The organism is Sandaracinus amylolyticus, from assembly GCF_021631985.1.
GTDB classification, from domain to species: domain Bacteria; phylum Myxococcota_A; class Polyangia; order Polyangiales; family Sandaracinaceae; genus Sandaracinus; species Sandaracinus amylolyticus_A.
Map to the genome: position 1 here is coordinate 7,352,744 of NZ_CP070225.1, position 26,226 is coordinate 7,378,969.

At 69.8% G+C, this 26,226-nt stretch carries 18 protein-coding genes; 9 read left to right on the forward strand and 9 right to left on the reverse strand.

Annotated features, from left to right (window positions below; translation table 11 throughout):
* Positions 1-46 precede the first annotated feature (46 nt).
* Complete coding sequence (locus I5071_RS31115; RefSeq protein ID WP_236516889.1) at positions 47-2,710, forward strand: TonB-dependent receptor domain-containing protein; 2,664 nt, start codon at positions 47-49, stop codon at positions 2,708-2,710.
* On the opposite strand, the gene I5071_RS31120 is transcribed toward I5071_RS31115, so the two are convergent.
* Genes I5071_RS31120 through I5071_RS31130 form a run of 3 tightly spaced genes read right to left on the reverse strand, consistent with a single transcriptional unit; the run spans position 2,688 to position 4,644 of the window.
* Positions 2,688-3,209 carry a GNAT family N-acetyltransferase gene (locus I5071_RS31120; RefSeq protein ID WP_236516890.1) on the reverse strand — a complete coding sequence of 174 codons (522 nt, stop codon included), beginning with the start codon at positions 3,207-3,209 and terminating at the stop codon, positions 2,688-2,690. The two genes, I5071_RS31115 and I5071_RS31120, sit on opposite strands and share 23 nt — an antisense overlap.
* Positions 3,206-3,673, reverse strand: a complete 468-nt coding sequence (locus tag I5071_RS31125; protein WP_236516891.1) for a hypothetical protein — start codon at positions 3,671-3,673, stop codon at positions 3,206-3,208. The genes I5071_RS31120 and I5071_RS31125 overlap by 4 nt, the downstream gene beginning before the upstream one ends.
* Positions 3,670-4,644 (reverse strand): class I SAM-dependent methyltransferase, encoded by a 975-nt coding sequence (locus I5071_RS31130; protein ID WP_236516892.1) that lies wholly within the window; start codon positions 4,642-4,644, stop codon positions 3,670-3,672. Before I5071_RS31130 ends, I5071_RS31125 begins: the two co-directional genes overlap by 4 nt.
* Here I5071_RS31130 and I5071_RS31135 point away from each other — a divergent pair.
* The gene (locus I5071_RS31135; RefSeq protein WP_236516893.1) at positions 4,625-5,515 is read left to right on the forward strand and encodes a LysR family transcriptional regulator; all 891 of its coding nucleotides are present in this window, start codon (positions 4,625-4,627) and stop codon (positions 5,513-5,515) included. The two genes, I5071_RS31130 and I5071_RS31135, sit on opposite strands and share 20 nt — an antisense overlap.
* 6 nt (positions 5,516-5,521) lie before the next feature.
* On the opposite strand, the gene I5071_RS31140 is transcribed toward I5071_RS31135, so the two are convergent.
* Complete coding sequence (locus tag I5071_RS31140) at positions 5,522-5,710, reverse strand: hypothetical protein (RefSeq protein ID WP_236516894.1); 189 nt, start codon at positions 5,708-5,710, stop codon at positions 5,522-5,524.
* Positions 5,711-5,998: 288 nt separating this feature from the next.
* Between I5071_RS31140 and I5071_RS31145 the strand changes: the two genes are divergently transcribed.
* The 6 genes from I5071_RS31145 to I5071_RS31170 all read left to right on the forward strand — a co-directional run bounded on the left by I5071_RS31145 (position 5,999) and on the right by I5071_RS31170 (position 16,363).
* Positions 5,999-7,153 (forward strand): glycosyltransferase family protein, encoded by a 1,155-nt coding sequence (locus I5071_RS31145; RefSeq protein ID WP_236516895.1) that lies wholly within the window; start codon positions 5,999-6,001, stop codon positions 7,151-7,153.
* Positions 7,078-8,148: a radical SAM protein gene (locus I5071_RS31150; protein ID WP_268921165.1), complete on the forward strand. Its 1,071-nt coding sequence runs from the start codon at positions 7,078-7,080 to the stop codon at positions 8,146-8,148. Before I5071_RS31145 ends, I5071_RS31150 begins: the two co-directional genes overlap by 76 nt.
* A 121-nt stretch (positions 8,149-8,269) precedes the next feature.
* Positions 8,270-9,121 carry a formyltetrahydrofolate deformylase gene (gene purU / locus I5071_RS31155; RefSeq protein ID WP_236516897.1) on the forward strand — a complete coding sequence of 284 codons (852 nt, stop codon included), beginning with the start codon at positions 8,270-8,272 and terminating at the stop codon, positions 9,119-9,121.
* Between the two features lie 720 nt (positions 9,122-9,841).
* Positions 9,842-11,953, forward strand: a complete 2,112-nt coding sequence (locus I5071_RS31160; protein WP_236516898.1) for a hypothetical protein — start codon at positions 9,842-9,844, stop codon at positions 11,951-11,953.
* Between the two features lie 11 nt (positions 11,954-11,964).
* Positions 11,965-15,096, forward strand: a complete 3,132-nt coding sequence (locus tag I5071_RS31165) for a zinc-dependent metalloprotease (RefSeq protein WP_236516899.1) — start codon at positions 11,965-11,967, stop codon at positions 15,094-15,096.
* A gap of 88 nt (positions 15,097-15,184) precedes the next feature.
* Positions 15,185-16,363, forward strand: a complete 1,179-nt coding sequence (locus I5071_RS31170) for a hypothetical protein (RefSeq protein WP_236516900.1) — start codon at positions 15,185-15,187, stop codon at positions 16,361-16,363.
* Between the two features lie 68 nt (positions 16,364-16,431).
* On the opposite strand, the gene I5071_RS31175 is transcribed toward I5071_RS31170, so the two are convergent.
* The 4 genes from I5071_RS31175 to I5071_RS31190 form a co-directional block, all read right to left on the reverse strand.
* Positions 16,432-19,581, reverse strand: a complete 3,150-nt coding sequence (locus I5071_RS31175; RefSeq protein WP_236516901.1) for a MopE-related protein — start codon at positions 19,579-19,581, stop codon at positions 16,432-16,434.
* 20 nt (positions 19,582-19,601) lie between these two features.
* Positions 19,602-21,950, reverse strand: coding sequence for a bifunctional SulP family inorganic anion transporter/carbonic anhydrase (locus I5071_RS31180; RefSeq protein WP_236516902.1), 2,349 nt, complete (start codon positions 21,948-21,950; stop codon positions 19,602-19,604).
* A gap of 76 nt (positions 21,951-22,026) precedes the next feature.
* Positions 22,027-22,365 (reverse strand): hypothetical protein, encoded by a 339-nt coding sequence (locus I5071_RS31185; RefSeq protein WP_236516903.1) that lies wholly within the window; start codon positions 22,363-22,365, stop codon positions 22,027-22,029.
* 50 nt (positions 22,366-22,415) lie between these two features.
* Complete coding sequence (locus I5071_RS31190) at positions 22,416-24,686, reverse strand: serine/threonine-protein kinase (RefSeq protein WP_236516904.1); 2,271 nt, start codon at positions 24,684-24,686, stop codon at positions 22,416-22,418.
* 419 nt (positions 24,687-25,105) lie between these two features.
* On the opposite strand from I5071_RS31190, the gene I5071_RS31195 reads away from it, so the two are divergent.
* On the forward strand, positions 25,106-25,705 hold the full coding sequence (locus tag I5071_RS31195; protein ID WP_236516905.1) for an HPP family protein: 600 nt from the start codon (positions 25,106-25,108) through the stop codon (positions 25,703-25,705).
* Between the two features lie 4 nt (positions 25,706-25,709).
* Here the strand turns inward: I5071_RS31195 and I5071_RS31200 are convergent, their stop codons facing one another.
* A complete protein-coding gene (locus I5071_RS31200) occupies positions 25,710-26,183 on the reverse strand; it encodes a YbhB/YbcL family Raf kinase inhibitor-like protein (RefSeq protein ID WP_236516906.1) in 474 nt (157 codons plus the stop codon).
* Positions 26,184-26,226 lie beyond the last annotated feature (43 nt).

The window sequence follows — 26,226 nt, forward strand, 5'->3', positions numbered from 1 at the left end:
TTGACGAGCCTGTCGGCGCAGGAGTACATCCGCGCCGAGGTGGTCGATGGGGGACGTCGGCGCTCGGGTCTTCTCCTTCACGGTGGTCGCGACCGTGCTCGCGATCAGCTCGGTCGCGCATGCGGACGTGCGGACCGACGCGCGCGGGCACTTTCGTCGCGGCATGGCGCTGATCGCCGAAGGTCGCGTCGACGAAGGCGTCGCGGAGCTGCAGGAAGCCTACGAGATCCTCCCGCACCCGAACGTCCTCTACAACATCGCGCGCGCGTACGCGGAGAGCAGCCGCTACGAGGAGGCGCGCGAGTACTTCGAGCGATATCTCGAGACCGATCCTCCCGATCGCATCGAGGTGCAGCAGTTCCTCGTCGCGATCGGAGATCGAGAAGCCGCGATCGCTGCGCGGCAGACCGTCGCGCCCACCGCCCCCACGACCTCGCCGTCCGAGTCGGAGGCTCCGACCCGCGCGAGCCCAGCCGCGTCGGAGGAGGAGATCCAGGCGCTCGAGGAGTCGGCCGCGGACATCGCCGCGCTGGCCGAGGCGACGCAGAGCGAAGCGCTGCGGCATCGCGCCGAACAGCTGCGCGCGCTCGCGATCGATCTGCGCGGCGCACCGAGCACGAGCGTCGCGGAGCCCGCCGAGAGCGAGGAGAGCGACGAGGCGATCGCGAGCACGGACGCGGAGCCCGTGGCGATCGATCCGGCGCTCGCGATCCGCGAGGCCGAGGCCGACGTGTACGAGGAGTCGGTCGTGTCCGCCGCGCGCTTCGCGCAGTCACCGCTCGATGCGCCGGCCTCGACGACGATCATCTCGCGACAGGACATCCGCCTCAGTGGTCTGCTGAGCCTTCCCGAGCTGCTCCGCCGCGCGGCGGGCGTCGACATCATGACCACGACGCCGGTCGACTCGAACATCGGGATCCGTGGGTTCAACCAGCGTCTGTCGAATCGCGTGCTGGTGCTCGTCGACGGCCGGTCGACGTACATCGACACGCTCGGCGCGACGCAGTGGATGACGCTGCCGATCGGTCCCTCGGACATCGAGCGCATCGAGATCATCCGCGGTCCGGCATCGGCGCTCTACGGCGCGAACTCGTTCAGCGGGATCGTCAACATCCTCACTCGCCCGCCGGGAGAGCCCACGACCGAGGCGATGGTGGGTGGCGGCAACGGCAACACGCTGTGGGGCCACGCGCAGACCTCGGGACGCATCGAGCGGCTCGCCTATCGCGTGGCCGCGGGATATCTGAGCACCCAGCGATTCACGCGAGAGATCGGCGCGGACCGCGTCGACTATTTCTCGCCCGACGACTACAGCGATCCGGCCTCCGCGACGCAGGGTGGATATGCGAGCGCGAGCCTTCGATATCGAATCATCCCCGAGCTGCAGGTCAGTCTGCAGGGCGGCATCCTCGATCGACAGCAGAACTTCCAGGGAACTGGCCCCTTCCGCGACTTCATCTCTCGCGGTCCGGTCGGGCACGTGCTCGGCAGCATCGAGACGCCGTACGGCTCGATCCGCGCGTTCTACACGCACATCGATGCGCAGGCGCAGCTCGGCTCGGTGCCGCGAGGTGGCGATCCGGTGCGGGGCGACTTCGTCTCCGGCACCTTCGACGTCGAGGCCGAATTCGCCCAGGAGTTCGACCTGCTCGTGCACCACAACCTGCATGTCGGCGGCAGCTATCGCCGCAAGACGGTGGCGTGGGACTACCTGGGCCAGCCCTACGAGCAGAACCACTACGCGCTCTTCATCCAGGACGCGATGCGGATCACCGAGTGGCTGAGCCTCGTCGGGAGCTTCCGCACCGACTTCCACCCGCTCCTGCCCGAGCCGGTGTACTCGCCGCGCGGCGCGATCCTCCTGCATCCGTCGCAGCGCTCGACGATCCGCGCATCGGTCGGCACTGCGTTCCGCACTCCGACGTTCCTCGAGTCGTATCTCGACCTGCTCAGCCCGACGCCGATCCCCGGCGTGAACGTGATCGCGCAGGGCTCCGAGATCGGCCGAGGCAGCACGCTCCAGCCGGAGAGCATCCTCTCCGCCGAGCTGGGATATCGAAACGAAGATCTCGAGTTCCTCGATTTCGAGATCAACGTCTATTACAACCGTGTGAGCAATCTGATCTCGCTCGCACAGGTCCAGCCGTTCCGGCTCAGCGACTATTCGGGCGAGCAACGAGAGCGCTATTCGCGTGGGACCGGGAGCTATCCCGTCGGCACGATCACGTTCCAGAACGAGCCGCCGATCTTCGACGTGGTGGGCGGCGAGGCGATGACGCGCATCTATCCGGTCACCGGCCTCGACATCTACGCGAACTACGCGATCAACCAGACGTTCACGACCGTGCCTCCCTCCGCGACCGGCGTGTTCCGCAGCGACGAGGCGCGCACCAGCACGCACCACGTGAACGCCGGCATCCAGTATCGCTCGGAGTTCGGCCTCGACATCAGCGTCGACTTCCACTTCGCGAGCGAGCAGCGCTGGCTCGAGCAGATCTTCACGACGGAGGATGGTGGTGGCGTCGCGTACGGTGAATTCGATCTCCCCGCGTACTACATGATCAACGCGCGGATCGGATATCGACTCTTCGACGACCATCTCGACATCGGCGTCGTCGGATACAACATCACCGACAACCGTCATCGACAGCATCCGTTCGGTCAGGAGCTGTCCGCGCGATTCATGCTCACCGTCGCCTATCGGATGTGAGTCGCTTGGTCATCACGACGCGCGGCCACGCGTCGAGATCGAGCTCGGCCTCGCGTCGTCGGATGGCCGCGAGGTCCGCCGGGAGCTCCGAGGCCGAGCGCAGCTCGAATCCGAGGCGCGCGTAGTACGGCGCATTCCACGGGACGTCGCGGAACGTCGTGAGCGAGAGCGCGCCGAATCCGTGCTCCATCGCCCATCGCTCGAGGTGCTCGACGAGCGAGGCGCCCAGCCGCTTCCGAGCGAAGGTCGGATGCACCGAGAGCTGCTGGATGTGCAGGCTCTCGCGCAACGACGACGCGACGAGATACGCACACGCGACGTCGCCCGCATCGGCGACGACCCAGACCAGCCCGGCGTCGATGCGCTCTTCGAGCGCTGCGGCATCGGGGGGATCGTCGTCGGCGATGCGATCCATGCCGAGCGCTCGGAACGGCTCGCCCGCCGCGACCTCGATCGCCTGCAGCCGGCCGACGTCGCCGTGGCGTGCGAGTCGGATCACGCGCGCCTCCTCGGGCCGAAGCCGGCCACGAGGACCGCCGCGAGATACACGAGCTGCTCTGCGGCACGCCCCAGGAACGACGCCAGCGGTGCGTGCTGCAGCGAGAGCTCGTGGACGTTGGCGGGGAACACCGCGACCAGCAGGACGACGAGCCCCAGCGCCGCGAGCTTCCGTGTCGCGGGGACGAGGATCCCCACTGCGCCCGCGAGCTCGGCCACGCCGGTGAACGTGACCCAGAACCCCGCGTCACCGAGCGCCGGCGGGACCATGCGGATCAGCTCTTCGCGCATGCCGACGAAGTGCCCTGCTCCCGTGAGCACGAACGTCGTCGCGACACCCGCGCACAGAGCGCCGGGCCACGTGCCGAAGTCGCCGCGGCTCCCGCGACGTGCGGCGATCGAGCGCACGATCAGCGGCACGACGAAGAGCACGATCAGCGGCATCATCGAGACGAGCGTGCTCATCGCGTGCTCCCTCCCCGCTCGGCGCGCGCGAGGCGCACCACGCCCGACCACTCGCGCCACCCCGACTGATCGGTCTGCGGTGCCCCGCCTCGGGCGAACGGACGCAGGAAGAACGGAAGCCGTCGGAGCCGCGCGGCCTCGTGGAGGAGCGACGACGACGCCTCCGCGCGGAACCCGAGCGGCTCGAAGAACCTCACGCCGTTCGCGGGCGCGAATCGGAAGCGAGCCTCGTCACCGAACGTGCGGCGCGTCTGTCGCTCGAGCATGCGCCTCACCTTCGGCGACGCGACGTCGGTCACCCACCACGCGATCTGCGCCCGTGCGTGCAGGCTCTCCGCGAGCTCGCGCACCTGCTCGTCGGACAGATAGACGATGAAGCCCTCGGTGATGATCAGCGCGCGCTCGCTGCCGGCCAGCGCCTCGTCCAAGAACGCATCGCGCGCGCCCGGATCGCGGAGGTCGATCCCGCGTCGAACCACGCGGCACTTCGCTTCGGCGCCCGCGACGAGCGCCTCCTTCGCCGCGACGAGATCGGGAAGGTCCGCTTCGAACCAGCCGAGCGAGCGCGGCAACGAGAGCCGATGCGGGCGCATGTCGAGCCCCGCGGCCAGGTTGATCACACGATCGGCGCCCTCGGCGATCGCCGCGCCGACGTAGTCGTCGATCAGCTTGGTTCGCGTGACCATCGGCCACGACGCGATCCCCGCGTTGCGCCGCGCGAGCTCGTCGCCGCGCCCGCCTGCGAGTCGGCGCGCCCACGGATCGTGGAACAGGGCGTCGCTTCGCTCGGACTCGAGCGCGCGGAACATCGCGGTGAGGCGAGAGGTCTCGGCGATGGAAGCAGCAGGATCCCGCATGTCGTCTCGGCCTTCCGTTCGGAGCACGCAGGAGAGGTAGCGGTACCCGAGCGTTGCTACCATCGCATCTGACGCGCGGTTATCTTTGCGTCTGGTGCAATCCTTGGATCTCAACCTCCTGGTCACGCTCGACCATCTGCTGCGCGAGGGAAGCGTCACCGGCGCGGCGCAGCGGATGGGCCTGAGCGCCTCCGCGGTGAGCCGTTCGCTCGGCCGGCTGCGCGAGGTGACGGGAGATCCGCTGCTGGTCCGCGCGGGTCGCCGGCTCGTGCTCACCGCGCGCGCCGAGGCGATGCGCGAGCGCGTGCAGGCGCTCGTCGAGCAAGCGGAGACCACGCTGCACGGGACGGAGCCGACCGCGACGTCGACGCTCGCGCGAACGTTCACGATCCGCTCGAGCGACGTGGTCGCGGCGCTGACCGTGCCCCTCACCGCGGCCGCGTACGCCGAGGCACCCCACGTCCGACTCCGCTTCGTGCCCGAGCGCGAGAACGACGTGGAGGCGCTGCGTGACGGACGGATTCATCTCGAGGTCGGCGACCTCGACCTCCGCGCGCCCGAGCTACGGCTGCAGCGCCTCTTTCGTGATCGGTTCGTCGGCGTGGTGCGCCGTGGTCACCCGCTCTCGCGCGGGAAGGTCACGATCGAGCGGTTCGCCCGCTATCCGCACGTCGACATCGATCAGGGCGCGAACGCGATCGATCGAGCGCTGCGAGCGCGCGGTGCTCGGCGTGACGTGCCGGTCGCCCTCTCGAGCCACCACGCTGCGCTCGCGATCGCCGCGCAGTCGGACTTCGTCGCGACGGTGCCCGAATATCTCGCCAAGCACATGAAGGGCACGCTCGACGTCCGGGTGTTCACGCTGCCGTTCGACCTCCGGCCCGTGGTGATCGCACAGGCCTGGCACCCGCGATTCGATCTCGACCCCGCGCATCGATGGCTGAGGGAGTCGATGAAGGCGGTGTGTGCTTCGCTCGCGAAGTGACGGGGCTCAGCGAGCGCCGGTGATCGCGGCGACCGCAGCGGCGACGTCGCGCTCGGAGAGCTTCTCGAGCACCACCGCGCGAGAGCGGAGCGCATCGTGGAAGTACGCGAAGAAGCTCGAGCCCCAGCTGAGATCACCGAGGATCGGCGGGCCGAGGACGCCGACGTGGGTCGAGCGACCGGCACCGATGGGCACGCCAACCCGCGGCGGGATCTCCGATCAACGCGCCCTGCAGCAGCGTGAAGAGGTGGTAATTCGATCGCACGCCGTCCGCGCGCGCGAGATAGCGCGCGAGGGAGAGGACCGCGTCGACCTCGGGGATGGTCATGAGCGCGGAGCGTGCCGTTTCTTCGTCGGGTCCTTCGCGCGGCGTTCGCGTGAACCGCGTGGCCGCAGTGCCCGTCGCGCGTGAGCTGCAATCGTCACGGGTTGGACTCGCGCTCGATCGCCATCCTTCGCACGCGCGGCGTTCGATTCGGGGCCGTGGCGCACGTCGCATACGGAGTCGCAGGGGAAGGCCGAGGGCACGCGGCGCGTGCGCTCGCTCTGATCGAGGCCATTCGGTCTCGCCACCGCGTCGAAGTCTGGGCGTCGGGGCACGCGCTCGAGCTGCTCTCCGCGGCGCATCCGCCGGGAGCCGCGGTGCGGGTGCGGGCGCTGCCGCCGGTCGAGTTCCGCTACACCCGCGCGCGGCGCGTCGACTACGTGCGCACGTTCGTCGAGAACGTCCCGTACATGGCGCGCCTGGGCGAGTTGGTGCGACGCACGTCACGTGCGCTCGAGGCGAGCCGCGCCGATCTCGTGATCAGCGACTTCGAGCCGGTGCTCGCGCGCGCCGCGCGCGAGGCACGCATTCCCCTGGTGTCGCTCGATCACCAGCAGTTCCTCGTGCACTGCGATCTCTCGGCGCTGCCCCTCGCGCTGCGTGCGTACGCCGCGTTCATGGCGCCCTTCGTGCGTGGGTTCTGCAGCGGTCAGCGCGAGTCGATCGTGTCGTCGTTCTTCGAAGCGGACCTCGCGCCCGGTGCGCGGGCGGTGACGCAGGTGGGCGTGCTGCTGCGTCGCGAGGTGCGCGACGCGCGTCCGTCACGTGGAGCGCATCTGGTCGCATATCTGCGACGCGACTCCGCATCTCGGGCGCTCGACGCGCTCGCTCGATGCGGAGCGCCGGTGCGCGTCTACGGGCTCGGCGCACAGCGCTCGCAGGGGCGGCTCTCGTTTCTTCCCGTGCATCCCACGCGCTTCGTCGACGACCTCGCGACGGCACGCGGCCTCGTCACCACCGCGGGCAACCAGCTCGTCGGAGAAGCGCTCTGGCTCACCAAGCCGGTGCTCGCGATCCCCGAGCCCGGCAACCACGAGCAGCGCATCAACGCGTGGTTCCTCGAGCGCACCGGCGCGGGTCGGAGGATCGAGATCGAGCAGCTCGATGCGTCGTGGGTGCGCCGCTTCCTCGACGACGAGGGCGAGCTCGCCGCGAGCATCGCGCCCCATCGCCGCGACGGAACCGCGCTGGCGGTCGCGCGCATCGAGCACCACCTCGAACATGCCGTGGAGGAACCGTGCGGAGAGCGCTCTCGATCGTTCGCGACGTCGCTCGTTGCCGCGCTGGCGAGCCCGTCCGACCACGCCTCCTGACCTACGTCGTCACGTTCGCGTGCAACGCGCGCTGCGTGATGTGCGACTCGTGGCGCAAGCCGCGCGATGCCTCCGAGCTCCAGCTCGGAGAGATCGATCGCATCCTCGCGCAGCTGGGCCCGCTCGACGCGGTGCGGCTGACCGGCGGCGAGCCCTTCGTGCGCGACGATCTCGGCCACATCGCGGAGCTCGTGCAGCGACGCACGACGCCCGCGCTGCTGCACGTCACGACCAACGGCTTCGGCACACGCAGCATCGTGCGCTTCTGCGAGGAGCGCGCGAAGGACGTGCCGCTCGCGATGCTCGTCTCGGTCGACGGATGGGGCGAGGAGCACTCGCGCATCCGCGGCAAGGAGAGCGCCTGGTCGCGCGTGGTGGACACGATTCGCGCGCTCGCGCCGCGGCAGCGCGAGCTGCGCATGCGCCTCGCGGTGAACCAGACGATCGTCGATGCCGGCGGGCTCGACGGATATCGAAAGCTGCGCGCGATGCTCCGACCGCTGGGCGTGCGACACCAGGTCGTGATCGCGTACCAGGCGAGCGCGACGTACTCGCTGCTGCGCGAGGTCGATCTCGCGCCGCGCGAGCCCGGTGGATTCGACACGTTCGGCGAGCTGCCGCGCGAGACGATCCGCGAGCTGCTCGACGAGGTCGAGCACGACCTCGCGCATCTCCCGCTGCCCGAGCGGATCGCGAAGCGCTACTACCTCGCGGGCATTCGCAGCCGTCTGCTCGGCGAAGGCGAGAGCCCGCGCCCGCGATGCGTCGCGCTCTCCGCGCACCTGCGGCTCCTGCCCAACGGCGACGTGCCGACCTGCCAGTTCAACACGAAGGTGGTGGGCAATCTGCGCGACACGCCGCTCGATCGAGTGTGGACGAGCGAGCGCGTGAGTGAGCAGCGCGCGTGGGTGGGCCAGTGCCCCGGCTGCTGGGCCGAGTGCGAAGTGCTGCCGAACGCGACGTACACCGGCGATCTCGTGCGAGCGGTGTTGTGAAATCGACGATCGGTCGATTGGCACTCTGATCGCGCCTCGGTCTCCCCGATCGGGGGCCCGAGGGACACAGGGCGCGATCGGCGTTCTCGTGCGGCGCGTCGCGCGGTATACGATTTGGACGATGACCATCGCGACGCTCCTCGTGTCCGGCCCGGATCGTCCCGGGCTGGTGGCAGCTCTCGCGCAGGTGCTCTACGGGCACGGCGCGAACATCCTCGATGCAGATCAGCACAGCGATCCCGAGGCGGGCTGGTTCTTCCAGCGCATCCGATTCGACCAGCGCGAGCTGCGCACCGACAGCACGAGCCTGCGTCACGCGATCGCCGAGGTGAGCGAGCGGCTCGGGATGACGTGGCGTCTGGAGTCGAGCACGCGTCGCAAGAAGGTCGCGATCTTCGTGTCGAAGTACGACCACTGTCTCTTCGATCTGCTGTGGCGACATCGCGCGGGCGAGCTCGAGTGCGACGTCGCGCTCGTCGTCAGCAACCACTCGGATCTCGGGCCCGTCGCCGCCCAGTTCGGCATCCCGTTCCACGTCTTCCCGATCGCGAAGGAGACGAAGGCCGAAGAAGAGGAGAAGGAGCTCGCGATGCTCGCGGAGCACGGCGTCGAGCTCGTCGTCCTCGCGCGCTACATGCAGATCCTCAGCGCCGATCTGATCGCGAAGTTCCGCGGCTCGATCATCAACATCCACCACTCGTTCCTCCCGGCGTTCGTCGGACAGCGTCCCTATCACCGCGCGCGAGAGCGTGGCGTGAAGCTGATCGGCGCGACCGCGCACTACGTGACTGCAGATCTCGACGAGGGTCCGATCATCGAACAGGACGTCACGCGCTGCTCGCACCGCGACACCGTCGACGAGCTGGTGCGCAAAGGTCGCGATCTCGAGAAGCTCGTGCTCGCGCGCGCAGTGCGATTGCACCTGCAGGATCGGATTCTCGTCTATCAGAACAAGACCGTCGTGTTCGACTGATCGCTGCGCGTGATTGCCATGCTCCGGAGTCGACGACTCTGGAGCTACTTCACTGCGCTCCGGTCGATAGACACGCTCGATCAGCGCCTCGCCTCCCGCGAGCGCGCTCGGTCGGGTCGCGCGACCCCATGCCCCAGTGACGAGATGGCGTCTGGAGTGACCATTTCATGGCGTCCGGAGTCGCCACTACCGCGTCGTCGCGCGTATTCCAATGCAGCGGAACTCGAAACGCAGACGCAATGGCCGCGCTGCAAACGAAGTTCGCGCACGGTGGAGCGGGACGCCGAAATCGATCAACCGCTCCGCGCTTTTTCGATCACGCGAAGGACGTTTTCCGAGCGCGAGCTGCAGCTTTCGAGCGTCATTGCTCAGTGCAGAAAAACGAATGAGAGCGTGAGTTTTCCGGCCTTGTCGATCCCTCTGGGCGCGTGTTAGCCGACCCACTTGCCCATGAGTCCGTTCGCCTTCGCGAACGGCGATCGAGGTCCCATGCACAAGAGATCACTCGCGCTGATAATCACTGCGGGGCTCGCCGCAGCAGGCTGTGAAGACGGCCCGACTCAAATCTATCGCCCGCTCGACCGGGACCCTCCACTGCGGTCTGGTGAGGGATGGACCGAGGGTGGTAGTCGCGGATTCGACGGATACACCGGTGGTGACAGTGCCGGTCGCGCGCGCTTCTGTGACGAAGCCGAAGCGACGAGCCTGATCGCCGATCTGGTGGACGAGCCGCTCATCCCCGACGTCTCGGCGGGACGTATCCCCCTCTGGTCGCCCGAGGGTCAGCCGCTCCACGCCGACGCGCTGCTCGGACGTCCCGCGGACGGGCGATTCTGCGAGCCCACCGAGACGTACTCCGACGCGTTCGTCTGGGGCCCCACCCAGGAGCTCATCGTCTTCTTCAACGAGGAGACGCGGCTCATCGAAGGCGTGATGGCCTATCAGAGCTACCTCGGCTCGATGCGCGGCAGCGTGCGCATCGGCGACACGACCGAAGAGATCGTGGTGCGCCCGCGCGAGCGCGTGACGATCGGCGGCGTCGAGCTCGACGAGTACAGCTCGCGCGCCGAGGCGGCGAGCCGCCCGCGCTCGTGGCTCAACCGCGCGAACGTCACGCGGATCTACGGCATGGTCCGTCAGACCTTCTTCGGCGACGACCCGCTGCCCGCGGGATACGACTGCATCGCCGAGCAGCGCTGTGACGTGATCTACACCGCGACCGACGAGACGGTCCCGCAGGACACGTTCATCGATCTCTCGGACTCCGGCGTCCAGCTGCGCTTCACGCCGGACGGACACCTGATCTTCGTCTATCTGCAGCCGGTCCGGAAAGCGGACTTCGAGCTCTTCGGCGAGCTCAGCTTCGGCGCGCAGGGCGGGGCGGTCGTCGCGCCGCACTTCGCGAGCGAGTCGGTCGACGGATGCAACGTCGATCTCGCGGGCTCGATGACGTGGGCCCAGTTCCGCGAGGGCTGTGTCACCGCAGAGCGCACTCTGCAGCGCGCCAATTACGACGTCGCGGGTCAGCGCGACTCGGTGTCGGTGCAGTTCGACGGAATCACGCTCGACTTCCTCCGTCCGAGCGCGGACGGCGTCTTCCACGACGGCGAGCGTCCGGCGGACACCGATCGTCTCCACTCGTTCACGTTCACGCGCTCGCTGCCGGCGGTCGTGCCGCAGTTCGTGCCGCGCGCGCTGGGCGACGACTACCTCGTGCGACTGCGCGCGCACCTCGCGGCGAGCCTCTCGGAGGACGCGAGCGAGAGCCATCCGTTCGCGAACTTCGTCATCCCGCCGGAGCCGACGCTCTCGAACGATCCGCAGCGCATCGGCGAGCTGCTCTTCACGCCGACGGGCGCTCCGCCGGCGAGCTGGGTGCCGACGGTGCTCGCGCGCGTGCGTGCGGCGTACGCGGCGCTCTCCGAGGAGGAGCGCGCGCAGGTCGATCCCGACGCGCTCACCGACACCGCGCTGATCGAGCCCTTCGTCGCGACGGTCATGTCGTCGTTCAGCTTCGGTCAGACCGATGCGCCGACGTCGTTCCGCGGATTCCGCACCACCGACGACGAGCGCTGGGTCATCGCGTTCGCGAGCTTCGTGCAGGCCGAGGAGCCCTATCGCCTCGTCGTGCAGTACAGCCTCAACTTCGGCGCCGTCACCGCGATCACGATCGAGCACGGTGGCAGCGGCGTCGACGAGCTCTTCGGCACCGTGAACCAGGGCGTCTGGAGCGCGCTCGGCGCGCCGGCGCCGGCGTACTACGACGTTCGCGTCGCGGTCGAGCAGCTCGCGGAGGTCAATCCGTTCGCGCTCGGCGGCGCGGGCATCGAGGTCGGCAATCCCGATCGCACGCTCGACACGCTCGAGGTCGCGCTCGTGCTCGGCGAGGGCGAGGAGAACCGCATCCCGCTCGTCGTGCCCGGCACGTCGATCGAGGACCGCGCGGGCTTCCTTCGTCAGCTCCGCGGCGAGCGCTGGGAGTTCGTGCCTGCGCACGAGGTCTTCCTGCTCGGCAAGGAGACGCTGCAGGTGTTCCACGTGCTCGCGGACGGGACGATCGGTCGCGTCGAGCAGCGCGTGTTCAAGGGCCGTCCGACGCTCTGCACCGATCCGACGCGGCGCGCGCCGCTGCGGATCGCGTTCGGTGACGACGTGCGCCGCTCGATCGAGCGATGGCGACGCGTCGTGGGCGACGACACCTATCAGTCCTGCGAGCTCGTCTTCAACTACTCCGACGACGGCAGTGTGCTGAACAGCGTCGCGTCGCTGACGAATCGCATCCAGTTCACCACGATCGCTGGGCGCGCGACCACCGTCGCCCTCTGGCGCTGAAGAGGTCGGTCATGAAGCGCTCTATCGGACTGATGATGTGCAGCCTGGTACTGGCTGCGTGTGTGTCGCACCGGCCGGTGCGCAACGGCCTCGACGACGAGGTCGTCTATCTGGACAAGCTCGATCTCGTCGAGGCGGTCGACGGCCGGGAGGACGACTGGCTCTTCCAGGTGACCGTGGTCGAGACGAGCTCGCCCAACGTGCTCGGCGACTACGTGTTCCCGGGCTTCCAGAGCGATCTGCGCCTCGTCGACTTCCGCTTCAGCGAGGACGCGCTGCAGCTGATCGACGCGCAGACGCTGCAGGCTGACGATCCGGCGAACCCGAACGACGACACGACGAGCCGCACCGATCGCGTGCTGCTCGAGTTCCCCGGCCAGCACGTCGACGTGCGCCTGCGCGAGACGCTGAACGGCGAGCGCACGAACTTCCTCGAGGAGAACACGGAGCTCCCCTGGCAGCGCCGCCAGCAGTTCCGCGTCGACTTCGAGGACGCGACACTCGATCCGGTCTCGCAGATCGCCTGGTTCTACGCGGACTTCATCGCGGAGTGCGCGAACCAGCAGAGCACGAACCTCGTGCCCGACTCGTTCGAGTGGGACGAGGACGAGCAGTACATGAGCTTCGTCGTCGAGGTGAACTACGCAGTTCGCGCCGACGGCGGGTGCTACGACATGGTCTCGCTCGCGACCGGCGTCGGCACGACGACGGTTCGTTACCGCATGAGCTTCTGGCGTCGTCCGGAGTCGACGTACCAGGCCGAGACGATCGAGGAGAAGGCGGAGGTCAATCGCCGCTTCGGCACCTTCCAGCACCTCTCGTTCCTGCGTGATCCGGAGAGCGGTCTGCTCGAGGCGACGAGCTATCTGCACCGCTGGGATCCGAACCGTCCGAGCGACGATCCGGTCACCTACTACTTCGTCCCCGGCTTCCCCGAGCGCTTCAAGCCGATGTACGAGGCGATCGCGGAGCACACGAACACGGTGCTCGAAGAGGCGGGCGCGACGCTGCGGTTCCGCTTCGCCGAGTGGAACGAGGACGGCGTGGAGCGCCACTTCGGTGACCTCCGCTACAGCTTCGTCGCGTGGCACCAGGACATCGACACGACGCGGGGCCTGCTCGGATACGGCCCCTCGGGCGCGCACCCGCGCACCGGTGAGCTGATCAACGGCTATCTGAATCTCTACAACGTCGGAATGGACTACTACCGTTATCTCATCCAGGACTACCTGGAGGAGAACGGCGGTCGTCAGCTCGCCGAGGGCGCGACGTGGGAGACCACGGCGTGTACGGCCGGTGAGACCGTCGCGCCGATCGAGCGCGCGGGTCGCCTGCGCAGCGGTCTCTTCCAGGAGATGCGCCGCGTGATGGATCTGCCGGAGCCGGCGGAGGACGCGAACCCGACGGATCAGCTGATCCCGAGCCCGGTGCGCCCGCGCGACGAGTTCATCACGGACTACCTCCGCACGATGGGCGAGCTCCGCTACGTGCGTCCGGAGTGGAACAGCTACGTCTATCGCAACACCGAGATGCCGATCCAGCGCTACCGCGAGCGTCGCGCGGTGGATCGCGAGTTCCGCTCGGCGATGGACGACATCTCGATGAACGAGAGCCCGTTCGGTCCGACCGACATGACGGGCACCGAGGGCATCGAGGCGATGAACGACTTCGCGGATCAGTTCCGCGACTGGCGCCGCAACCACGACGAGCTCCAGGCGGACGAAGAGCTCGCGCTGGCGCGCCACAACATCCACGTGTTCGAGGAGACCGACGCGATCGGCGCGATCTCGAACGGCGCGCGCCGTTGCACCGACGCGGGCGTGTTCGAGTCGAACGAGGAGTACCGCGAGCGGATCATCGAGGACGTGGTCTCGCACGTCGCGATCCACGAGTTCGGCCACACGCTGAGCCTCCGCCACAACTTCTACGGCAGCATCGACGCGCACCACTTCGACGAGGGTGATCTCTCGTCGTCGGTGATGGACTACGTCACGTCGCAGGAAGAGGCGGGCTCGCCGCGCGGATGGGGTCAGTACGACCGCGCCGCGCTCTCGTGGATCTACGGCAACGCCGAGGCGCGCGAGCGCGCGATGGCGGACGACTATCTCTATTGCACCGACGAGCACCGCTATCGTTCGCCGCTCTGCCGCGCGCACGATCTCGGCGTCACGCCGAGCCAGATCACGCTCAACGCGATCGAGCGCTACGACTGGCTCTATTCGATCCGCAATCGCCGCGCGTACCGCCGCTTCTGGGACACGAGCGCGTACACGGGTCAGATCTTCGCGTCGATCTTCGATCTCCAGCGCATGTGGTACCTCGGCCAGTTCGACTGGTCGGGCGGCGGCGTGCAGGACGTGCTGAAGCGCCTCGACCAGCTCGACCCCGAGCGCGAGGTGCTGAGCGACCCCGAGTACGACGCCATCGCGCGTGACTTCTACTCGGACGTCCAGGCGTCGATCGACCTCGTGATGGCGTTCTACGACGCCGTCATCAACCAGCCGGCGTCGCTGCGGAACTACCAGACGGAGTTCGACCCGTACTACGGCGACATCCTCCGACTGGGCATCATCACGGACAAGCTGTTCGCGACGTTCGCGTTCATGGATCTGCAGCTCGTCTACAACTACGACCCGAACGTCGAGACGTACGCCGCGATGTACGACGCGCCTCCGTTCGGCTCGCGCACGACGGCGCTCTCGCAGCGCGTGCTCGATGACATGCTCGGCGCGAACTACGACACGTTCCCGTGGTTCCGCTTCCTCGCGGTGAACCTCTTCGCGGGCGCGACGAACACCAACCTCATCGGTGACGTCGGCCTGCGCGAGCGCATCGCGATCCGGCGCTACGAGAACATCGAGGAGCTCGAGCTCGAGATGGGCCCCGAGGCGCTCGTCGAGGCGACTGCCGAGGGCAACCCCGCGCAGATCTTCGTGCACGACGGCGAGGAGCACATCTACACGTTCCTCGAGGACCAGGGCTGGCACCTCGTGACGAGCCGCTCGCGCAGCCCGGTCAGCTTCCAGGCGATGCGCGAGTACAACGAGGACTTGAACGCCGGACGTCGAGGCGATCTCGACAACTACGGCCTCAAGACGCTCCTCGCGTATTACGAGTATTACAACAACTTCGTGGGTTTCTGACGTGCGAGGTGTCCAATCGCGAGAGGGCCCCGGCCCTCTCCAGAGGACCCGATTCGCGCCGTGGGCGGCCGCGACGTTCGGCATCGTGATGATGTCGAGCATCGCAGTCGCGCCGCGCGCGGCGCACGCGCAGGCCGAAGCCGAGGCCGAGGCCGAGGGCACGACCGAAGCCGAGGCTGTCGCCCCGGCCGAGGCCGAGGTCCCGGCCGAGGCCGAGACCGAGGTGGCGGTCGAGGCGGCGGCCGAGGAGCCCGAGGCGCAGCCGCCCACGACGACCGACGAGCCGGCGACGCCGGATACGACTGCGAGCGTGAGCGCGCAGCAGCCGGCGGATCAGGCCGCACAAGCCCCGGGTGAGCCGCAGGCGCCGGCTCGTGGGTGCACCGCGCAGGACGTGCTGCGCGGTCTCTGCACCGCAGAGCAGGCGGCGGCGAGCGCAGCGGAGAAGTTCTGGCGCGTGATGGGACGAATCGACTACCAGCAGCCGATCGTCCTCGACCGCGATCCCGAGAACGACATCCTCATGTTCTACTATCTCGGGGTCGAATTCGACGTTCCGGTCCTGCAGGGGCTCTACGCCACGGCGTGGGGTGGTCTCTCGCAGCGATTCTGGACGGTCGATGGGGAGTCGGCCGTCGACTTCACCGATCCCTTCGTCGGCGTGGGTCTCCGGCACTCGCAGTCGCTGCGCGACATCGGGCTCCCGGATCACTCGCTCCACTTCGTGCACCGGCTCGCCGCGTATTTCCCGGTGTCCCGGGAGAGCCGCGCGAACCTGTACTACACGGCGCTCGATTGGATCACGGCGATGCGTCTGCCGGTGATCCATCGATTCATGGTGGGTGTCGATCTGCGCGCGCAGTATCGATTCCACGAGTACGCGGAGCAGAACGGCGCGGTGATCGTCGATGCGTGGGACACCTCGGGTGGTCTCAACACGCGTCTGCGGCTCGAGGCGGGTCTGCTGCTGCAGCAGGGGATCTTCGACGATCCCACGTTCGGATCGCTGATCGTGCAGGGCTCGGCCGGCATCCGCGGGCTGCTGCGGTACATGGCCGCCGACGAGTCGACCACGGGCGCGCGCGATCCGTGGGAGGGCGACTGGTACTGGTCGCTGGGCGCGACGTACACGCCGATCGAGTACGTGTCGCTCACTCTCTCGCTCGAGCACGGATACAGCGACATCGTGCGCGGCGGCGTGCAGCAGATCATCGGCTTCGATCGTGACGAGACGCGCTTCGTCGTGAGCTTGTTCGGCCGTTACTGACGAACATCGCTCGTTCTCGGGAGGACGCCGCAGCGGAGATTCGTCTCTGCTGCGGCGTTCTCGTCTCTTCAGCGACCGACGTCGAGGGCCATGCGCGGCGTGAGCTGATCGCCGATGGGCTCGGCCGTCGCACCGTTGGCGAGCCAATATCCACCGGCGCCCCAACACACCGGCTGTCCACTGGCACGCACCGCACAGCAGTGCTGACGACCACAGTCGATCGCGACGGCGTTGCGGAGCGTGGGAATCGCGACCGGCACCGCGCTGCTGGTGCTGCCGCCGGTGCCGAGGCGCCCGTTCGCGCCCGAGCCGAAGCAGTACGCGCGGCCGTCGCGGGTGCGCAGGCACGCATGATCGCCGCCGACCGCGATCTGCTCGGCCTCGCCGGTGAACCCCGTGATCGGCTCGGGCGAGGACGCGCCCGGCCAGGGTCCCAGGCTCTCGCCCCAGCAGACCGCGCGTCCGTCGACGAGCACCGCGCACGTCGTGTTCTCGTGCGCGTCGATGTCGATGGGACGTGCGTCGAGGCCGGTGACCCGCAGCGGCGCAGGTGCGCGCGCGACACGCGCGCTCCCCAGCTGACCATCGCTGCCGCGGCCCCAGCAGAACACCGCGTCCGAGGTGCGCGCGCACGCGTGGAACGCGCCCGACGCGATCTCGAGGACATCGTCGAGCCCGACCACCGAGAGCAGCGTGGTCGACACCGACTCCGCGTGATCCGCGCCGAGCTGGCCCGACGCGTTGCGCCCGAAGCACGACACCGTGCCGTCGCGCTCGAGCGCGCACGCGAAGTCGTCGCCCACCGTCGTGGAGATCGCGTCGATGTCATTGGTGCTGTCGGAGAAATAGCGCGAGTCGCACACGAGCTGACCGGCGCGCGTCACGCGACAGCCGTACCCGAACGTCACGTGCGCCGCGACGAGGTCGTCGCGCCCGTAGGACTGCTGGGGAACGCCGCGGTTCGAGAGGCCCGCAGGCCCGATCTCGCCCCACGTGTCGGTGCCCGCGCAGAGCACGCGTCCGTCGTGGCGCACGAAGCAGCTCTCGTCGTGTCCGGCCTCGACGTCGAGCGGCGCGACGATCGCCGACACGCGCACCGGGCGCGTGGTGCGCAGGTATCCGGGGAGCGGCGCGCTCGCGAGATGATCGGTGCGACCGTCGCCGAGCTGACGCGAGTCGCCGAGGCCCCAGCAGTACGTTCCGTCGCTGCGCGTGGCGCAGGTGTGCTCGGAGCCCACGGCGAAGGCGAGGATGCCGTCGAGCCCGACGACCGCCGCGGGCGCGAGCGCGTCGGCGCCGCTGGTCGTGCCGGGGCCGGCCCACGAGTCGTCGCCGATCTGTCCGCTCGCGTTGTCGCCCCAGCACACGAGGGTGCCAGTCGCGCGGAGCGCGCACGCGTGTCGCCCGCCACCGGCCTCGATACGCACGGCGTCGGTGAGACCGGCGACGCGCACCGGCGCGGTGGCCGTCGTGCCGGGCGCAGGACAGCCCGCGGTGCCCTGGCACCCGAGGCGCCCATCGGCGCTCCCGCCCCAGCACGACACCGCGCCGCTCGCGTGGCGCGCGCACGCGAAGTCGAAGCCGACCGCGACCTCGACCGCGTCGGTGATGCCGGTGACCTCGACGATGCCCGGCGTCGTCGTGCCGCCACCGAGGTTGCCGCCGTAGTTCGGGCCCCAGCACGTCACTCGACCCGACGAACGCACCGCGCAGTTCATCACGTAGCCCGCGTCGACCTGCACCGCGTCGTCGATGCCCGTGATCTCCGTGGTCCGCTGCGACGTGCCGGGCGCGCAGTCGCTCGTCGTGCCGTCGACCACGCCCTGGCAGCTCGCGCCCCAGCACACGACGCGACCGCCGCGCACCGCGCACGCGTGTTGTCCGCCGAGCGAGAAGTCGCTCACCGCGCCGAGCGCCGAGAGGCGACCGAAGCCGCCCGCGACCGCAGGAAATCCGCCGAAGGTGCGAGGGCCGAGGAGGCCGTCCCAGCCCCAGCAGGTGAGCACGTCGTCGGCGCCGCGCGCGCACGTGGTGCCGATGCCGGCCTCGATCTCGCGCACGCCTTCGACCCCGGGGACGAGCACCGCTTCGTCGGCTGCAGCCGCGGTGTCGCCGAGCTCACCCGACGTGTTGCCGCCCCAGCACACGACGCGCGTGTCGGGGCGGATCGCGCAGGTGTGCGCGTTGCCGGCCGCGATCGCCTGCGGCACGCAGCCGGTGCCCGCGACGGTGCTGCCTTCGAGATCGTCGATCACTCCGTCGCAGTCGTCGTCGATCCCGTTGCAGGCCTCGAACGCGCCGGGGTAGGTCGCAGCGCGGCTGTCGTCGCAGTCGTCCTTGGGGAGCGCGCCGGGCGCGTCGAGGCACGACGACGTGAGCGCGGCGTGACCATCGCCGTCGTCGTCCTCGCCGGGCTGCGCGCTGGGCACACGCATCCGGACGCCGTCGATGCGGCAGTCGTCGTCGCGTCCGTCGCAGATCTCCGGCGCGTCGAAGTACACGCGCGGATCGGTGTCGTCGCAGTCGCTCGCGAGCGTGCCGGCGCAGAGCACGTCGGCGTGTCCGTCGCCGTCGTTGTCCTCGGCGGGGTGATCGAGCAGACCGTTGCAGTCGTCGTCGACTCCGTTGCAGACCTCGATCGCGCCCGGCGAGATGCCGGCGCGGGTGTCGTCGCAGTCGCCGCCGCACACGAGCGCGCCGAGACCGCGATCCTGGCAGCACGCCGACGAGACCTCGCCGTCGTCGTCGAGATCCCCTTCGTCGCCGGCGAGGGTCGTCGGGTCGCAGTCCTCGTCGAGCCCTTCGGCGTCGCATCGCTCGGAATTGCCGGGAAAACGTTGATCATTCGCGTCGTCGCAGTCGTCACCGCCGCAGTCCGTCGATTCGCTTCCGTCTCCGTCGGCGTCGCTCGCGACGCTGCAGTCGCTGATGCAGCGCGCCTCTTCCTCGCTGCACGACTGGCTCGCGAGGCAGGGCATCGCGCCGGCGACGCACCGCGATGCGACGCAGCGCTCGACGCCGTTGCAGAACGTGTCGTCGGCGCAGTCGCGATCGACGACGCAGTCGCTGGCCGTCGCGTCGGGCGAGGCGACCCCGCCGTCGTCGTCGGGCGGTGGGTCGTCGTCGCCGCACCCGGGGAGCAGCGCGAGGGCGGCGACGAGAGCGAAGAAGAGCGTGTGCAGTCGAAGAACGAGAGAAGCCTGGGTGCTGCCGATCACGCGCGGGATTCTACGTGCGTTCAGCGCGTGTCGTCGCGGCCGCCGACCGGCACGTAGCGCTTCACGTCGGGATCCCACTCCAGCACGTCGGCAGTGTCCATGTCGTAATACCAGGCCTGGATCCGCAGCTCGCCCGTCGCGAGCGCCTGCGCGACGACGGGATACGAGCGCAGGTGCTCGAGCTGACGCACCGAGCACGCCTGCGTCGCATCCGTGAGCGTCGGCGCTGCGGCGAGATCTCCCGCGATCACCGACGCGCCCTTCGCCCAGTGCGCGAGCGCCGGCAGATCACCGAGCTTGCCTCCACCCTCGCGCAGCGCGGTCATCGCGCCGCACTTGCTGTGCCCGCACACGACGACGTTGCGCACACCGAGCACGCGCACCGCGTACTCGAGCGCCGCGCCCTCGTCGTTCAGCGTCTCGCTCCCCGCGGGCGGCAGCAGCGCGCCGATGTTGCGCACGACGAAGAGCTCGCCGGGCTGCGATCCCGTGATGAGCGACGGATTCACCCGCGAGTCGGCGCAGGTGAGGAACAACGTGTGCGGCGCCTGTCCGACCGCGAGGCGATCGAGCAGCGGCGAGAGCTGTCCGCGCACCTGATCGCGGAAGCGCTCGACGCCGCGCGTGAGCCGCTGGTGCGCGTTCTCGGGCGAGCGGCTGCGCCGGCCGATCACCTTGTCGAGCTCCTCTTCGACGTAGGCGATCGACTCGCGCACGCCGCCGTCCTCGCCGATCGCGAGCAATCGACGCTCGACCTCGGCGTTCGGTCCGAGCAGCGCGACGCGGCCACCGCGCGCGCGCCACGCGGTCGCGAGCTCGATCACCGAGCTCGCCGCGCTGGCGTCGATCGAGTCGACGTGACGGAGGTCGAGCACGAGGCCGTGCTGCGCGTCGAGGCCGGCGAGCTCACCGCGCAGCTCGTCGATGCGCGTCGTCGTGAGGAACGTGAGCGGGCCCGAGAAACCCATGTGGTGCGGCGTTCCGTCGTGCGCCGGGTGCAGCTCGCCGCGCACGCGGCTCAGGCGCAGCACCGCGACCACGAGCGCCGCGATCAGGCCGGCCTGCACGCCGACGAGCAGATCGAACGCGACCATCGTGAAGACGGTCACGAGGAAGACCACCGCCTCGACCCGCGCCGCGTGCCACAGCTCGCGAAGGTACTTCGTGTCGAGCATGCGGATGCCGGTCGCGAGGAGCACGCCCGCGAGCGCCGCGATCGGCATGCTCGCGACGAGGTCGGGCACGAGGTACACGCACGCGATCAGCGCGAGCGCGTGGATGATCGCGGCGCGTCGGGTGCGCGCGCCCGACTGCACGTTGAGCGCGGAGCGCGCGATCACGCTCGTCACCGGGATGCCGCCGAAGAGCGAGACCGCGACGTTGCCGATGCCCTGTCCGACCAGCTCCTGATCCGCGTCGTGCGAGGGCGCGCCGGGGCCGCGCAGCTTGTCGACCGCGCTCGCCGAGAGCAGCGACTCGAGCGACGCGAGCGCGTACACGACGAACACGTCGCCCACCAGCGCGAGCACGCCGTGGCGCGGCCAGTCGGGCAGCGAGGGCGCGGGCAGGCCGCGCGGGATCTCGCCGAGCAGCGGCACGTCGGCGCCGGTCGCGGTGACGATCGCGGTGGGGATCGCGACGGCGATCAGCGCGGTCGGGATCTTCGGCCATCGCCGGGGCACGAGCACCATTCCGAGCACCACCGAGCCCGAGATCGCGACCGCGATCGGGTTCGCGTGCGTGAGGTACTCGGCGATGTGCGAGACGACGTCGAGCACGTGCGACTCGTCGGGCGAGGGCAGGCCCAGCGCGCGCGGGAGCTGACCCACGAGGATCAGCACGCCGATGCCCGCGGTGAAGCCGTGCACGACGCTGAGCGGGACGAGCCGCATCACCCGGCCGATGCCGAGCGTACCGGTGGCGATCTGCAAGAGACCGCAGCCGAGCCCGACGAAGAGCAGACCGCCGAGGCCGTGGGTGTCGACGATCTGCCCGAGCAGCACCGCCATCGCAGCGGCCGGGCCGCTCACGCCGAGCTGCTGGCCGCCGAAGAGCGCGACCGCGATGCCCGCGATGATCGCGGTGGTGAGGCCCACCGCGGGCGGCACGTCGGACGCGAGCGCGATCGCGAGCGAGAGCGGCAGCGCGATGCAGGCGACGGTGAGGCCGGCGATCAGATCTTCGCGCAGGCCGTGGCGCGAGAGCATCGCGCGCCACTCGGGCAGGAGCGAGCGCACGCCGAGATCGGAGCGCACGCCGCGCAGCGTGCGCATCGCGTTGCGCTTCATGACCGGCGCGGGCGGGAGGATCGAGATGGTGGGGGACGGACTGGTGGAGCTGCTGTCGATCGGACGCGGACTCTCGGGCATCGTGTTCCTCGAGCGAAAACGGGCACGGATGGGCGCAGCGCGAGGGATCGCGCGGCGCGGCTCGGACCGGGCTCGTTCAGGCTCGCGGAGGGCGTGTGCCGCGGAGCGGGACGCGGCCGCGTCGATCGTGGAGCGTCGCGGCGGGCGACCACACGATGCGGTGCCCGGGCGGGCACACCAGCGGCTGATCGTGCAGGAGGTCGTCGTCGAGCGAAGGACTGTGGGTCTCTTCGTCGATCTCGTCGGAGTCGGCCGCCTCGGCGAGCGCGAGGGTCGGATCCGCCTCGCTCGCGGGCTCGCTCATGTCGAGATGCGCGTGCTCGCCCGCCGTGAACGCCTCGATCGCGATGCCACCGAGGGGCAGCAGCGCGATGAAGAGCGCGATCGCGGCGAGCATGGCGACGAGGGCGCGCACGAGTGGCGTTCGCATAGGGCGAAGGACGGCGACGGTCAAGAAGACGTGCGTCAGCGACGCTGGGCGCGCGGTGCGGCGGATGTGCGGAGCGAGCGCTCGATCGCGCGCAGCTCGGCACCGATCGCGGCGGCGCTGGGACGCGACGACGGCTCGAGCGAGAGGCACGCGTCGACGAGCGCGAGCAACCTCGGATCGAGCGAAGGCACGCGCGCCGCGAGCGCGATGTGCGGCAGCGGCTCGACCCCACGCGCGACCAGCGAAGCCGGCGGCTCGGTCCACGGCCCCGCGCCCGACAACAGCTCGTACGCCATCACGCCGAAGCCGAACACGTCGGAGCGCGTGCCGAACGAGCTCGCATCGCGTCCCAGCTCGGGCGCCATGTAGCGCGGGGTGCCCGCGACCGCGCCGAGCTCGGTCAGCGCGTCGGGCGCGCTCGGCTCGTCGAGCGTCTCCTCGAGCCGGGCCTCCGAGGCGACGCGCTCCTTCAGCTCGACGATGTCGCTCGCACGCGGCGGCAGCGGCGACGATCGAATGCGCTCGGAGTGGCTCTGGGTGCGGCGCAGCGCAGGGCGCGAGATGCCGAAGTCCGTGAGCTTCGCGATCGGGCTCTCGCCGTGCCGGAAGAAGAGCACGTTCGCGGGCTTCAGATCGCGATGGATGATCCCGAGGCGGTGCAGCTCGGCGAGCCCCTCGGCGATCTGCGCGAGCACCACGATCGCGAGCGCCGGCGTGCGATATCGCTCGCGGTGCTGCTTGAGCGTCCCTTCGCGCGCGAGCTCGAGCACGAGGAAGAGCTGCCCCGCGCGCGTCACGTCGACGTCGACGATCTCGACGACGTTCGGATGCCGCACGCGCGACGCGAGGTGCGCCTCGCGCGCGAGCCGCGCCACCGCGGTGCCGTTCGCCTCGAGGGCGATCTTGATCGCGAACTGCGATCCATCGGAGACGCGCGTGGCCTCGTACACCACGCCCATGCCGCCCTCGTCGAGGATGCGCTCGAGCCGGTAGCGATCGCTGAGCACGTCGCCGGCCGCCGGCTCGACCACGGCGGGTCGCACCTTCGCGACGACCGAGAGCGCCGAGAAGAGCTGCTCGGAGCGCGACGCGACCTGATGACGGAGCTCGGCGTTGAGCGCCTCGACTTCCTTCTGCCGCGCCTCGAGCAGCGCGAGCCGATCGGCGAGCTCGGCGTTGAGGCGATCGGCGTCGCCGAGCGCGAGCACGTGGTTGCGCGAGAGCAGCAGCGAGAGGAAGAGCGCGAAGAACGCGAGCCCGACGACGCCGGGACGTGCACCGCCGAGCGGCTCGCCGAGCGCGTACCACGTCCAGAGATCGCTCCAGGTCGTGGTCGCGAGCGCCATCCACGCGAGGAAGAGCAGGAGCGCGCTGCCGCGATCACGGGAGCACACGAGGAGGCCGATCCCGCGCGCGAGCTGGTAGATCGTGACCGTCGCGACCAGCGCGACGACGAAGGGCACCGCGACCTGCGTGGCGACGTAGGGGCCCGAGAAGAGCACGACGACGATCGCGCTCACGGCGACGCCGACCCCGAACGCGCGCGGCGGTCGCCCCAGCGAGAACGCGGCGTGCGTGAAGTGCACCGAGGCCCACACCGCGGCGAGCAGCCCGAGCTCCATCACGACGACGTCGATCGGGCCGAGCCACTGCAGCGCACCGAGCACGAACGCGGGATACGTCGACGCCGAGAACGCCTGGATGCCGAACCACAGATAGGGCCTGCGCCGTCGATCGTGGAAGTAGACGAGCAGGCACGTGAGCCCGACCTGCAGCGTCGCAGCCGCGCCGCACGCCGCGCCGGCGCGGTTCGTCGCGTCGACGATCGACGCCGGCCAGTCGGTGCCGCTCATCGTGCGCAGTCGCGGCACGACGTCGATCCACGAGGCCTGGGTCCAGCGTCGCGTGACGTGCAGCGCGAGGTGCAGCGACCCGTCGCGCACGAGCGCGCGCGGGATGCGCCATCGCTGCGGCGCGATCGCGCGATACGACGCCGCGTGCTCGCCGCGCCCGAACGAGACGTCGTCGGCGCGCAGCGTGACCAGCGCAGCGAGGCTCGGGACGACGAGCTCGAGATCGTGCTCGCGCATCTCGGGCGGGATCACGACGTCGGTCTCGAGCACGTGGGTGCCGTCGCGCGCGAACGCGTCACCGACGAGGTGCGCCGGCAGCGTGACCGGCACCGCGGGATCGTCGCCCTCGCGCACGGTCCACTCGCGCAACGCGATGCCGCCTTCGCCCGCGGCGCACCCCACCGCGAGCCACACGAGCGTCGACGCGAGCGCGCATCGGGCGTGCGGCGGCATGGCGCGCGCAGCGTGCGATGTGGAAGTGGGGTGCGTCCAGATCGCCACCTCGGGACCGCATGCAGAAAAACGATTGCGAACGCATGCGCTTCACGACGAGTGACTTGTGTTCGCGTGGTTGCGCGTGAGCGTCGGAATTGCGACCGGACGATTCCAGTCGATCGGCAGTCGTGATCGTCAGTCGGGACACCAGTGAAGATGCCAATCGAGCGTTCGAGTCGGATCGAATCGCCGGCGAAACGACGTCGTGACCGAGATGGACCATCTGGGGTCTCGTCATGAGGCCAATCGCCGAATCACGAAACGCGCGTGTCCGCGCTTGACGTCCGTGAGCTTTCACATAGGTTTCGCCGCCGTTTCCGACGCGGGGCCGCGGTGTTGCGAGCCTGGCGATCGGAAGGATTTTCGAGGCCTTCGCCTTGGCTCGACGTCTTCGCTCGCTCGGCCTTGCTTCGATTCGACCGCCCGCGCCCGAGCGCCTGCGTCTCCGCGCGCTGCTCGAGCGCTTCCCGGAGCGACCGGTGTGGGCGGCATTCGTGTTCGTGGCGGGCTTCGCAGCGATCGCATCGCTCGCCGTGGTCGCGCGCGCGACGGGCTCTCCGTTCCTCTTCCCGTCGCTCGGGGCGTCGGCGTTCCTGCACTTCACGACGCCGCTCGCGCCGAGCGCGAGCCCGCGCAACACGCTGGTCGGTCACGCGATCGGCATCGCGTGCGGCTTCGGCGCGCTGTGGATCGTCGGGCTCCACGACGCGCCCTCGGCGATCGCGGCCGGCGTGAGCGACGCGCGTGTGATCGCGGTCGCGGCATCGCTCGCCGCGACCGGCGCGCTGATGGTGCTGCTCCGCGCGTCGCACCCGCCCGCGGGCGCGACCGCGCTGATCGTCTCGCTCGGGCTGGTCAGCGGCCCGCTGAACCTCGTCGTGATCGAGCTCGCGGTCGCCGCGCTCACGCTGCAGGCGATCGTGATCAATCGCCTCGCCGGGCTCGACTATCCGGTGTGGGCCGCGCGCGAGACGTGATCGGTCACGCGCTCCCGCCGCGCGCGTAGGTCGCGACCAGCTTCGCGTGCGCCAGCACGTGCCCGCGCATCGCGTGCTCGAGTCGATCGCGCGACACACCGGGCGGGAGCCCCAGCACCGAGTCGAGCGCGTAGAGATCGAACACGTACCGGTGCGCCGCGCCGCGCGGAGGGCACGGCCCGCCCCACCCCACGCGCCCGAAGTCGTTCGTGCCCTGGCGAGATCCGTCGCGCAGCACCGGCGTGGACGGCAGGCCCTCGGGCAACATCGACGTCTCGGCGGGGACGTCGAAGAGCAGCCAGTGCACCCAGTCGCCGCGCGGCGCGTCGGGATCGTGCACGACGAGGGCGAACGAGCGCGTGCGCGGCGGCGCGCCCGACCACGCGAGCGCCGGCGGGCGGTCCGCGCCGTCGCACGTGTGCTCGACGGGGATCGGCGCGTTCGTCTGGATGGTCGGTCCGTGGATCTCGAGCGACATCGTTCTCTCCTTCTCGAGGCTCGCTCGCAGCGTCATGGGCACC